At 38.0% G+C, this 12,202-nt stretch carries 12 protein-coding genes; 8 read left to right on the forward strand and 4 right to left on the reverse strand.

Features of this window, described 5'->3' with window-relative positions:
- On the reverse strand, positions 1 to 403 hold a 403-nt coding region (locus ACHWSC_RS08390; RefSeq protein ID WP_394676443.1), incomplete at its 3' end, for an ATP-binding cassette domain-containing protein.
- 521 nt (positions 404 to 924) lie between these two features.
- Between ACHWSC_RS08390 and ACHWSC_RS08395 the strand changes: the two genes are divergently transcribed.
- The 3 genes from ACHWSC_RS08395 (at position 925) to ACHWSC_RS08405 (ending at position 5,612) form a co-directional block, all read left to right on the forward strand.
- Positions 925 to 3,450, forward strand: a complete 2,526-nt coding sequence (locus ACHWSC_RS08395; RefSeq protein WP_394676444.1) for an ATP-dependent Clp protease ATP-binding subunit — start codon at positions 925 to 927, stop codon at positions 3,448 to 3,450.
- 206 nt (positions 3,451 to 3,656) lie between these two features.
- A complete protein-coding gene (locus ACHWSC_RS08400) occupies positions 3,657 to 5,060 on the forward strand; it encodes a hypothetical protein (protein WP_394676445.1) in 1,404 nt (467 codons plus the stop codon).
- 132 nt (positions 5,061 to 5,192) lie between these two features.
- Entirely contained in the window at positions 5,193 to 5,612 is a 420-nt protein-coding gene (locus ACHWSC_RS08405; protein ID WP_075994693.1) for a hypothetical protein, read from the forward strand.
- 68 nt (positions 5,613 to 5,680) lie between these two features.
- On the opposite strand, the gene recN is transcribed toward ACHWSC_RS08405, so the two are convergent.
- The gene (gene recN, locus ACHWSC_RS08410; protein ID WP_394676446.1) at positions 5,681 to 7,342 is read right to left on the reverse strand and encodes a DNA repair protein RecN; all 1,662 of its coding nucleotides are present in this window, start codon (positions 7,340 to 7,342) and stop codon (positions 5,681 to 5,683) included.
- 302 nt (positions 7,343 to 7,644) lie between these two features.
- Between recN and ACHWSC_RS08415 the strand changes: the two genes are divergently transcribed.
- A complete protein-coding gene (locus ACHWSC_RS08415; RefSeq protein WP_394676447.1) occupies positions 7,645 to 8,259 on the forward strand; it encodes a sprT domain-containing protein in 615 nt (204 codons plus the stop codon).
- A gap of 67 nt (positions 8,260 to 8,326) precedes the next feature.
- Positions 8,327 to 8,740: a hypothetical protein gene (locus ACHWSC_RS08420; protein ID WP_088160727.1), complete on the forward strand. Its 414-nt coding sequence runs from the start codon at positions 8,327 to 8,329 to the stop codon at positions 8,738 to 8,740.
- A 175-nt stretch (positions 8,741 to 8,915) separates the two neighbouring features.
- Here ACHWSC_RS08420 and ACHWSC_RS08425 read toward each other — a convergent pair whose 3' ends face one another.
- Positions 8,916 to 9,176 (reverse strand): hypothetical protein, encoded by a 261-nt coding sequence (locus ACHWSC_RS08425; protein WP_075991712.1) that lies wholly within the window; start codon positions 9,174 to 9,176, stop codon positions 8,916 to 8,918.
- Positions 9,177 to 9,342: 166 nt separating this feature from the next.
- The gene (locus ACHWSC_RS08430) at positions 9,343 to 10,356 is read right to left on the reverse strand and encodes a YhcG family protein (protein ID WP_394676448.1); all 1,014 of its coding nucleotides are present in this window, start codon (positions 10,354 to 10,356) and stop codon (positions 9,343 to 9,345) included.
- 264 nt (positions 10,357 to 10,620) lie between these two features.
- Between ACHWSC_RS08430 and ACHWSC_RS08435 the strand changes: the two genes are divergently transcribed.
- The 3 genes from ACHWSC_RS08435 (at position 10,621) to ACHWSC_RS08445 (ending at position 12,152) form a co-directional block, all read left to right on the forward strand.
- On the forward strand, positions 10,621 to 10,764 hold the full coding sequence (locus ACHWSC_RS08435) for a hypothetical protein (protein WP_157698402.1): 144 nt from the start codon (positions 10,621 to 10,623) through the stop codon (positions 10,762 to 10,764).
- Between the two features lie 37 nt (positions 10,765 to 10,801).
- Positions 10,802 to 11,587: an esterase/lipase family protein gene (locus tag ACHWSC_RS08440; protein ID WP_394676449.1), complete on the forward strand. Its 786-nt coding sequence runs from the start codon at positions 10,802 to 10,804 to the stop codon at positions 11,585 to 11,587.
- Positions 11,588 to 11,663: 76 nt separating this feature from the next.
- A complete protein-coding gene (locus tag ACHWSC_RS08445) occupies positions 11,664 to 12,152 on the forward strand; it encodes a hypothetical protein (RefSeq protein ID WP_394676450.1) in 489 nt (162 codons plus the stop codon).
- Positions 12,153 to 12,202 lie beyond the last annotated feature (50 nt).

Genomic DNA, 12,202 nt, shown 5'->3' on the forward strand with positions numbered 1-12,202 from the left:
ATTCGCCCTGGCGTGCCATCAATTTATCCATAGCGTCGGCATCTTCATAATACTCAGGTAAGCCAAATTTTTCATTGATGTCTTCGTATTCTTTTAGGATGCCGGTAATTTCGGCAACGCCTTCTTCCACTACTTCGCGCACGGTTTTTTCCGGATCCAGTTCGGGCTCCTGCGCCAGATAACCCACCGAGTAGCCTGGCGAGAATACGACCTCGCCTTGGAAAGATTTATCCAGCCCGGCAATGATTTTTAGTAATGATGATTTACCTGATCCGTTTAAACCAATAACGCCGATTTTAGCGCCATAGAAAAACGACAGGTAAATATTTTTAAGCACTTGTTTTTGAGGCGGGTAAATTTTGCTTACCCCTGCCATCGAGAATATTATTTTTTCGTCGGCCATTGTTAATTTAAAAAAGCAAATATCTGTTAATTGAGTTACTTACAGCAACTTTACAAATAACTAAACTTTAGTTTTTACTTAGTGCATAGATAAGCAACTAATTACGTTAAAAACGGTATACACCCTTGTGTATGAAATGTGCAAAGGCTAAACCAACTTATTTACAGCCACGGCAGAAGTGATTATGTCTAAATGGCGTGTAAAATGGCGAAATGGCAGGCGGATGATGCTGGATATATAATAAGTAACATTATTTTTTAAACTTTTTTAAATAAATTAAATCAAATACTAAATTGCATGTATTAATACCTACAACAAAAGCCCTGTTTTGCCAAGGTTGTGGCTTAAAAATAAGGCAAGCTCATTGCTGCAACCATACATTACATTTTGTTAACAATTAATGCATGTTGTTGCGCAATGTTGGCAACATTGTTGATATTAACATACATACTTCCGAATGCGTACCCAAAAACTATACATCCGGACGTTAAACCAAAAACATTTATATAGAAAGGTACTCGATGGAAGCTAAATTTTCGCCACGTGTTAAAGATGTTATCTCCTATAGTCGGGAGGAGGCTTTACGCCTTGGACACGACTATATCGGGACTGAACATCTGCTGTTAGGACTAATCCGCGACGGTGATGGTATAGCCATAAAACTGCTGAAAGGCTTAAATGTGGATACTGCCAAGCTGCGCCGCGCTGTTGAAGATGCTGTAAAGGGTACAACCGGCACTAATGTGCATATCGGCAGCATACCTTTAACTAAACAAGCAGAGAAAGTGTTGAAAATCACTTATCTGGAAGCAAAAATATTTAAGAGTGATATAATAGGCACTGAACACTTATTGCTGTCTATTTTACGCGACGAAGATAATATTGCCTCACAACTGCTGATGCAGTTTAATGTGAACTACGAAATTTTCAAAGGTGAAGTAGAATCACACAAAAATATTACTGATGAAATGCCCGGATCGTCAACCGGCGGTGACGATGATTTCAAAGAAGAAGAATCATTTAGCCAGCCTAAAAAGGTTTCGGACATCAAATCAAAAACCCCGGTGCTCGACAACTTTGGCCGCGACTTAACTAAAGCTGCTGAAGAAGGAAAGTTGGATCCGATTGTGGGCCGTGAGAAAGAAATTGAACGCGTTTCGCAAATCCTGTCTCGCCGTAAAAAGAATAACCCAATCTTAATCGGTGAACCGGGTGTAGGTAAATCGGCTATTGCCGAGGGCTTGGCCTTACGTATTGTGCAGCGTAAAGTATCGCGCGTATTGTTTAACAAACGTGTAGTTACTTTGGATCTGGCTTCATTAGTGGCAGGTACTAAATACCGCGGCCAGTTTGAAGAGCGCATGAAAGCCGTAATGAACGAACTGGAAAAATCTCCTGATGTAATTTTATTCATCGATGAGATTCATACCATTGTTGGTGCAGGTGGTGGTTCGGGATCACTGGATGCATCAAACATGTTTAAACCGGCTTTGGCCCGCGGAGAAATTCAATGTATCGGTGCGACTACGTTAGATGAGTACCGCCAGTATATTGAGAAAGATGGCGCATTAGACCGTCGTTTCCAAAAGGTAATGGTTGAGCCGGCTTCGCCTGATGAGACTATCGAGATTTTGACACGCATTAAGGATAAGTACGAAGAGCACCATGGTGTAACTTATACTCCTGAAGCTATTAATGCTTGTGTTAGCTTAACTGCCCGTTATATTACAGACCGCTTTTTGCCGGATAAAGCTATTGATGCTTTAGACGAGGCTGGTTCTCGTGTGCACCTAACCAATATCCATGTGCCTCAAAACATTCTGGATATTGAGCAAAAGATTGAGCACATTAAGGTAGAGAAAAACCGTGTAGTACGTAGCCAGAAATACGAAGAGGCTGCAAAACTGCGCGATACCGAGAAGCATTTACTGGAAGAACTGGAACAAGCTAAAGCTGCCTGGGAAACTGAAACCAAATCAAAGCGTTACACTGTAACCGAAGATAACGTTGCAGAGGTAGTTTCGATGATGACCGGTATCCCGGTGCAAAGAGTTGGACAGGCCGACAGCCAAAAATTGCTGAACATGGGTACAAGTATCCAGGGTAAAATTATTGGTCAGGATGATGCGATTAAGAAGTTAACCCGCGCTATTCAACGTACCCGTGCCGGATTAAAAGATCCGAAAAAGCCAATCGGTTCGTTTATCTTCTTAGGTCCGACTGGTGTTGGTAAAACGGAGTTGGCTAAAGAATTAGCTCGCTTCATGTTTGACACTGAGGATGCACTGATCCAGATTGATATGAGCGAGTACATGGAAAAATTTGCCGTGTCACGCTTAGTCGGTGCGCCTCCGGGCTACGTAGGTTATGAAGAAGGTGGACAACTGACTGAAAAAGTTCGTCGTAAACCATATTCTGTTGTATTACTGGATGAGATTGAGAAAGCTCACCCGGATGTATTTAATCTCATGTTACAGGTGTTGGACGAAGGCCAGTTGACAGATAGTTTGGGCCGTAAAGTAGATTTCAGAAATACCATAATCATTATGACTTCAAATATTGGGGCACGCCAATTGAAGGAATTTGGTCAGGGTGTTGGTTTCACCACTGCAGCAAAATCACAACAATCTGATGCGCATTCACGTGGAGTTATTGAAACCGCTTTGAAAAGAGCTTTCGCTCCTGAATTTTTGAACCGTATCGATGATGTGATTGTGTTCAACTCATTGACAAAAGAGAATATCTTCAAAATCATTGATATTGAATTAAGGTCATTGTTCAAACGTATCGCTGATTTGGGTTATACCATCAATTTAACGGATGAGGCAAAAGATTTCATCGCAGACAAAGGTTATGACAGTAATTTTGGTGCACGTCCATTAAAACGAGCAATCCAAAAATATCTTGAAGATCCGATTGCAGAAGAGATCCTCAAAGGAAATGTGCAAACAGGTTCAGTTTTGACCGTGAGCATTAATCCTGAAACCAAAGATATTGAGGTTTCTAGCTCAGATTCTAAGTCTTCAAAAGACACCGCTGAGAAGTAAGCTTCAGCTATCTTTAAAAATAATTTCAATAAAATGCACCTTTATGGTGCATTTTTTGTTATAAAGAAACTAAAGAGTAAAAACAAGTCAAATTTATCTCAAAACAATAAAAAAATTGTAATCAATAAAAAAACAAAGAAAATAAGCTAACTTATTTAATCATTGATTATATTTGATTTAAACATTAAATCAAAATCACAATAATTATGAGAAGAGAACTTTATTTTACTTTCTTATCGTTAATATTCCTTATCTATAGCTGTCAAAAGGATAAAACTAACAATCAAGAAACCAACCAAATCCCCCAAGAACTAACTCAAGACAATTACCATACTTTTGCAAAATCTCTAGCAAAAGTGATTGATAACAAAGAAATTAAAGCTGCTTTGAAAACAAAAGCTCTTGAAAAATTCGATGGAGATTACGATGTTTTAGTTAAGGATTTTGTCCTTATTAAACTGAAAGATGGCAAGTCGATACTGGATTTGTTAGCGAAACAGAATGAGGAAGTCAGATCAATTATTGCTAACAACCCATTACTGACAATCTATGTTCCAGAATTAAAGATTTTCAGCGCGAATAATTGGGATACAGAAAAAACGACGCCGATTGTTGCGGTGAGAAACAATAATGGAAGCAATAAAATATATGCATATAATACTCGTTTAAATATCCTTGAATTGGATAAAAAGATCGAGCCCACCAATCCGACAATATTAGTTAAAACAAATGAACGCTTGCCTTTGATCAACGACGAATCCACACAAGTTATTATTGCCAAATCGTTCGATAGCACCTCATCGGTCAACAAAGCTGCTTCAGTCAACAATAGAGCTTCATCAAACAGAAATTGGCGTGTTTTAGATCCGCTTGCACCGAAAGTTCTTGAAGCAATCAATAAGAATATCCCACTTTCCAACATTCGAGATTATGTATATTATGGATTAAATCCTAATGAAAACATTAATGAAAGTAAGCTAACCGGCTACGACTATGCCGAGCATATCATATCAATACAACTAACGGATGAATTAGTGTTAAACAAAATTGCTGATTGGGGGGAAGGGGATTTGGAGATAAAAATAACCGTTAATATTCCTCAACAAAACGGCACTCCTCTACAAATAAATAAAGTAATTTTTTGTACAAAGGACGAACTCTATCAACCTCCTAGTGGGCGAACTGCAGGCTATTTAAAGCCATTCGTGGGATTCGATCCAATACAGATTGCAACGTGGGATAACTACAATTTAGGTAATATGTGGACTTTCCACGCGGAGGAATTCGATGAAGGAGAGGAAAGAACAACCACAGAAACTATTGAAAATACGTTCACAAAAGAAGGTGGAGGTTCATTTGAAGTTACATTAAATGAGATTTTTAAGATAGGACTATCAGGAAAAGCTTCAAAAGTGGAAAGGAAAACATCCACTTTCACAATGAAATCCACCAATAATTCAGACAACATGTATGATGCAATTTTAAACTATTTAGAACCTGTGGCTCAACTAGAAAAAGTAGGAAGAGATTCTTATCAATATAGACCTTATTATTTAAATACCGGTGCCATAAAAATTCGTGTTGAACCATACCCTACAGGAGGTTTATAAAAATAATCAAAAATTATTTCAACAAAATGCACCTTTATGGTGCATTTTTTGTTGTATATAAATTTAGCGTTAAACTTTCGCACTATTTTATCGTCCTATAATAAAAAAAATATCACAAATAACACAAACAATATGAAAAGACTTTTATTCGCAGCACTAATTGGAACCGCAGCCTTGGTTTCATTTTCTTCTTGTAAGAAGGAATATATTACTCAAGAAGTGAACGTTTTAGACGGCACAAGTTATGTATTTCCCGTAAAATCAACTGAATGGGTCAAAGAGGGTACTAATACTTATAGAAAAGATATCGCCATCAAAGATTTAGATAAACGTTATTATGAAGACGGTCATGTTAGCGTGGCCATAAATGTGGATGCTACTCCTGATAGATATGAAGCGATTCCTTCAGAACTATATGGATATCAGTTTTCGTACAACTATTCTATTGGCGTCGTACGTATTTACGCTAACGACGTAAGTGGGGGAGCTCCAGCTGCACCAGACAATATGATCGTTAAAGTTGTTTTAACAGATGCCACTATAGGAAACTAGTAAAAAGATCGTGAAAAATTAAAATGCCTCAAAAGTTGAATTCTTTTTGAGGCATTTTTTTATGTTAACTATCCTTTCAGTAACAACTCCGCATGTTCCAGTGCTGCATCTGTGGGATTGGTACCACTGAGCATCTGAGCAATTTCCTTGACTCTCCCCTCTTGATCTAACCGAACAATGTTAGATATGGTTCGGTTGGCTTTGTCTTCCTTATATACCTTATAATGCGCAGCACCTTTAGCTGCAATTTGGGGCAAATGGGAAATAGCAATAACCTGCATATTCTCAGCAAGACTTTCCATCACCTCTCCTACGCGTAGCGCAACCTCTCCAGAGATTCCTGTATCGATCTCATCAAAAATAATAGTAGGTAATGCGGAAGTTTTAGCAACTAAGGATTTAATGGCCAACATAACACGAGAAAGCTCTCCGCCAGAGGCAACCCGATGAATGGATTGCAATGCCTGTCCTTTATTGGCCGAAAATAAAAACTGTATTGAATCCATCCCCGATTCCCGCATATCCCCTTCCTTTAATGGTTCCAGATTAATTTGAAGTCGTGCATTCGGCATACCTACATTTGACAAGGTCGCTTGCACATCCTTTGCGATCATGTCCAGTACCTTTCTCCTGGCTGCTGATAGTTCCTTTGCATTTTTCTGAGCAATGGCTAATTTAGCCACAACCTCTTTTTCCAATCGCTCCAATTGCTCATCCGAAGAATTTATAGCAAACAGTTTGGATTCAAGATCATCACGTAATTTGATCAACTCCTCAACGGAGTCCACATGATGTTTTTTCTGTAAGGAATACAATAAGCTCAAGCGCTCATTGATTTCCAATAAAGTACCTTCGTCGATTTGGGTATCCTCCTCAAGAGAGCTCAGCTCTGCAGCGACATCCTTCAGCTCAATCCATGTGCTCTTTATTCGTGCGGCTAAATCTGCCGCCTCAGACAGAAATGAAGCGATGCCCTCCACCTGGCTCATCGCCTCTTTTAAACGGCTTAAAACTGCCGTATCTTCATTTTCCAATAGATGTGATGCCCCAGTTAGTGCACGCTTGATATCTTCTGCATTTTCCAACTGCCGCTGTTGTGCTTCGAGTTGTCCCTGTTCATCTGCTACCAATCGGGCGGCGTCAAGTTCATCAAATTGAAACTGAAAATAATCCTGTTCTATTGCAGCCTTTTTTACCAGATCTTTAAATTCTTCGAGTTCTTTTTTTGCTTTCTTATAAGCGAAGAAGCTCTCTCGATAGCTTTGCTTCAGTCCGAAAGAGCCCGCTACACTATCCACTACCAAAAACTGAAAATCTTCTGTATTAATCTGCAATGTTGCATGTTGAGAATGCACATCAATCAACTGCTCGCCTAAAGCTTTAAGGATAGCCAGGGTGACGGGAGAATCATTAATAAATGCCCGGGATTTACCATCGGGAGATATCTCTCTTCGAATAATCGTATGGTCCGCGTAATCGAGATCATTTTCCTCAAAAAAACGAAGTAGCTGGTAAGGGCCAATTTTAAATTCCCCTTCAATCACACATTTCTTGGTTGGGTCGAAAAAATGCTTGCCCTCTGCTCTATTTCCTAAGATCAACGATAACGCTCCCATGATAATAGATTTACCGGCACCGGTTTCACCGGTAATCATATTCAAACCTTTATCAAATTGGATTTCCAATTCGTTGATGAGCGCATAATTTCTAATATGTAAGGTATCTAGCATATTCTTGAAGGTCTAATTACAGTTTAGAGGAAATACCGTTCCTCAATCGGATCCTATGTTTCATGAACCTTTCTGTAGGTAATTTACCTAAAACTCAGGCGATTTCAATATATTTTATTTAAAAAAATAGCTACTCTGCTTTAATAACATGCCCACTTTTAATTTTCCTAGGCACTAAATACTAAAAATAATATCATTTTTCCAAATTAAAAGCTATTATTTTTAGTAAATTGATTTTATTTTTGACAAAAGAATGTTCTCATTTAGCACTATTGACATGAATAAATCCCTATTTTTATGGCATGCAAGATTATAGTGCTACGCTTAAAAAATACATGCCTGAAGAAGCTGCGCCGATTATATCCAACTGGATTAATCATACCCGCTGCTTATTTAAGATCTCTCGTTCAAGGAGTACCAAACTAGGAGATTACCGTGCACCGTTTAGAGGAAGCCCACACCGCATCTCAGTCAACCATGACTTAAATTCCTATTCATTTCTGATTACGACGATCCATGAATTTGCCCATTTACAAACCTGGAACAAACACCAGCATCGTGTCAAGCCACATGGTACTGAGTGGAAAAATAATTTCAAGGAACTGATGGAGCCCTTCCTTAAATTGAATATTTTTCCAATCGATATTAGCAGTGCCATTCATCGCTACATGGAAAACCCCGCGGCTTCAAGCTGCACGGACCTTCACCTGTTTCGCACCTTAAAATCATACGATACCGTCAAAACCAATGCCCTTACGGTGGAATCTTTGGAGGATGGCCATTTCTTTAAACTAAAAAATGGTCGTTCATTTCAACGCATTGAAAAGATAAGAAAACGCTATAAGTGCATGGAATTGAACAGCAAACGCATGTACCTATTCAATCCAATAGCGGAGGTATTTCTGCTAGAACAATGATTTTTGACAAATACATTCATTATATTTTTATCTTTGCTAACTTAGGAAATAATTAAAGAGAGCTTTTATGTTACACTTACACTCGACTATAGCAATTGTATTATTGCTAGCCCTGGTGATATCGATCGTGATCACCCTATCAAACTACCTAGGCAACAAACCGTACAACCGTAAAATTGCTTTATTGGGTTTTATCGCATCGCATATTCAATTATTGGTGGGATTGATTTTATTCTTTTATTTAAAGTACCCATCAATGATCTCTGGCGCCGTAATGAAAGATCCGACATTACGTTTTAAAATCATCGAACACCCTTTGACAATGATCATTGCCATTGTATTGATCACAATTGGTTACTCTAAAGCTAAAAAGATTGAAAATGCCAGAAAAGCAAACCAAACAGTTGTAATTTTCTATATCATCGGTTTGATCTTGATCCTTGCCCGCATTCCTTGGTCTACTTGGTCACTTTTCGCATAGTCTGCGATAATCATACAAAAAAAGGCCTCACGATCGTGAGGCCTTTTTTTGTACCTTGTAGATCATGGAAGCATAAGGGGACGGGATCGTCAACGATGAACTGAGTTCGAAAAAAGTATTAAAATAAAAAAGCCCCAGTAAACTGGGGCTTTCAAATATCTTAGTTGACTTTTAATTAGTCACGGTTTTTTCCAAATCCCAAAATTCCGAAAACGGTTTTGAATGCGATAAGTGCACCTACGATCATGGAGATGTTAGCTATCGCGGAAAACAAAAAAGTTTGTTGACCCATTGCCGCACATACATCCGGTACAAAACGGATAAATGTACCTATTAAACCTAAAGCGATCGCTACTACCAATGTTTTGTAGTAATGAGTTTGGTTCGCATTATTATCAGTTGTCTTTGGACCTCTTGGTTGTACAGTTTCTGCCATTTCAATTTCGATTTTATTCGATACAAATGTACAAAATAATCTATGTTAGAAAAATAAAAATTAAAAAAGCGGAAACACAGGCTTTCATCTCCCAATACTTATAAATTAACTCGGTTTAGCGCGTTTAAAATTCCCTTAAATGGCGCCATATAAACACTTGAAAGTTCTACTCAGCGTCACTTTTACCTACAAAACTATTCAACTCTTTATTCACCTCATCCAGCAACTGTTGCTCTGTAGGCAGGTAAAGGTCGTATTGACTTGCAACAATCTGTTTTTGGTCTTCAGGAAGCGTAAATTTGACGACCGCATCGTTTTTACTCGCACATAGCAAGATGCCAATCGTCGGATGTTCATGCGGAAGCTTTTCAATACGGTCATAGTAATTAACATACATCTGCAATTGACCAATGTCCTGATGCGTTAATTTATGGGTCTTAATCTCAATGATCACAAAACTTTGCAACAAACGGTTGTAAAAGACCAAATCAACAAAAAACTCATCGCCTTCGATATGAATACGTTTTTGTCTAGCGACAAATGAAAAACCATTCCCTAATTCTAATAAGAACTCTTGAAGATGGGCAATAATGGCGCCCTCAAGATCTTTCTCATAGTAAGCGCTTTCCCGTTTCAAACCCAAAAATTCCAGCACCATCGGATCTTTGATAATCTCCTTCACATCGGAAGGCATCTTTTCCTTTTTCGCTACAGCCAACACACTTTCTTTATCGTTGCTAAGCAACAGGCGTTCGTATAAATTACTAAAAACTTGTCTTTCGAGCTGTCGTGATGTCCAGTTATTTTTGATTGTTTCAGCCGTATAGAATTCTCTTTGTTCGTCCAAGTCAAGTCGCATTAACAATCGATATTGCGTCCAGCTCAATTGCGAACGCAGTGCGTTCGCAATTGGAAATACCCGGTAAAACTGCCGGAACAATTCAATTTGCCTTCGCGAGAATCCACTCCCAAATTCAGGTTCCAATGCCTTAGCAAGATATTGGGTCAGATATTTCCCATAATCGGCCCTATCTTTACCTTGCTGTTCCTGCTCAAAAATACGTTTGCCTATGTGCCAGTACATTAATGTGCGTTGATGATCGACAGCACGCACAGCATTTTCCTTGGACTGCACAATAATTGCCTTTATATCGGATACTAAAGTTTGATCGGACAACATAATTGTTTATTTTCTTGGTATTACTTCTGTAAATGAATAATACAAAGATAACTACAAATAATTTAAATACTAAATATTTTAGTAAATAATTTCCTGTCACATCAAATTTAATTACCCTCTTCAAGAATTATTAGCTAAAATGATTCTTTTCTATACTTTTAAATTTCAGCTACTTTTTAAAATCAACAGAAAAGGAGATACGTGAGAATTTACTTTTATTCTATCATAAAGTTTGGCTAACTTCACTGACAAGAAGAAAAGTAAATGAAAATAGCTGACAATTATTTATCTGGTTTAAAGAAAGCATACTATGACAATGGTAACGAAGAAACCTGGAATCATTTTGAACAGATTAAACATGGTGCAAGCAAAACAGATATTTTTATAAATGCGATAAAGCTAATTTAAAAAATCTATTGGATGGATTAAAACGTATAAAAAACCAATGAATGCCTTTAAATTAAGATATCCTATTATATTGATCCATGGCACCGCAGCTGGAGATAGTAGTTTGTTTTGGGGCAGGATTCCCAAGACTTTCAAAAAAAACAATATTTCATTTTTTTATGGTAAGACCGATGGATGGGGCACCGTTGCTAACAATGCACAGATGCTGAAAAGAAATCTGTCAGATCTTGCAGAAAAAACAGGTATCACTAAATTTAATCTCATCGCGCATTCTAAAGGTGGGATCGACGCTCGCTATTTTATTTCAACGCTAAAAGGCCATCAAATGGTGGCCTCCTTAAGCACATTATCCACGCCACACTTAGGAACACCAATAGCAGATTATTTAATGGAAAAACATCTATCCGGGGATTCTGTTACAAAAAAACTGATCCAACGTATTTCTTTCTTATTTGGAGGGCAATCTCCGGCCCCAATCGAATTAATCCGAGATCTCAGTGTAAAAAAAATGCTTGCTTTCAACCAGCTCAACCCCAATATGGACAATGTATTTTATCAGAGCTTTGCTTCGACAATGAATAAGCCACAGGATGATTTATTGTACGCATTGAGTTTTAAATACCTGACGGGACTGGCAGGTAAAAATGATGGGATGGTCCCATTAGAAAGTGCAGTGTGGGGAGCCAACTTTAAACATATACATGCTTCCCAGGGTATCTCGCATGCTGGTATTACCGATATCACCCGTAACAATATTGGGAATGTACATATACCACAAATCTACTTAGACATTATTAGTGGATTAGGAGCTTTAGGATTATAACGATTAACAAATGTATACGCTATACGCACTAATTTTTTTGATATGGTTTGGTATCCCAGGCCTATTCATCTATTTAATGTACTGGATCCTAAAAAAATCTGGCCGTAAAAAGTTGGGAACTATCGTCTCGATTGTTTTAATATTGCCTTTTCTTATGCTCACGCTATACCTACTATTTGATGATCTATTATTCTCTAAATCTGATGCAAGACAACTACTCAGCGAACACCATATTACGCTAAACGATGATTTTAAAATTATTTCCAATCAAAGTGGTGGCTTAAGAGATTACACACATCAATTTGAACTATCTATTTCCGAAAAAGACAAACAATCTTTTATCGATAAACGAACTTGGAGTGACAAAATGGATGAAAGAATAGAAGTTCATAGCTCCGCGGTAGACAGATATGAAGGTGACACGCTACGCGCCAATTATCATGACAATGATTCCTATACCTATTCCATGTATCGTCCAAATGGCAAAGGCATCACTCCAACATTTATAAAAATCTGTGTATCCAATCATAAAAATACATTGACATACGAAGAGATCTTAGACTAGTTCAACACAGAACCGGTCAAACCTCCTATCGCTTTACTTTTAAATATGTG

It is taken from the genome of uncultured Sphingobacterium sp. (assembly GCF_964277905.1).
GTDB classification, from domain to species: Bacteria; Bacteroidota; Bacteroidia; order Sphingobacteriales; family Sphingobacteriaceae; genus Sphingobacterium; species Sphingobacterium siyangense.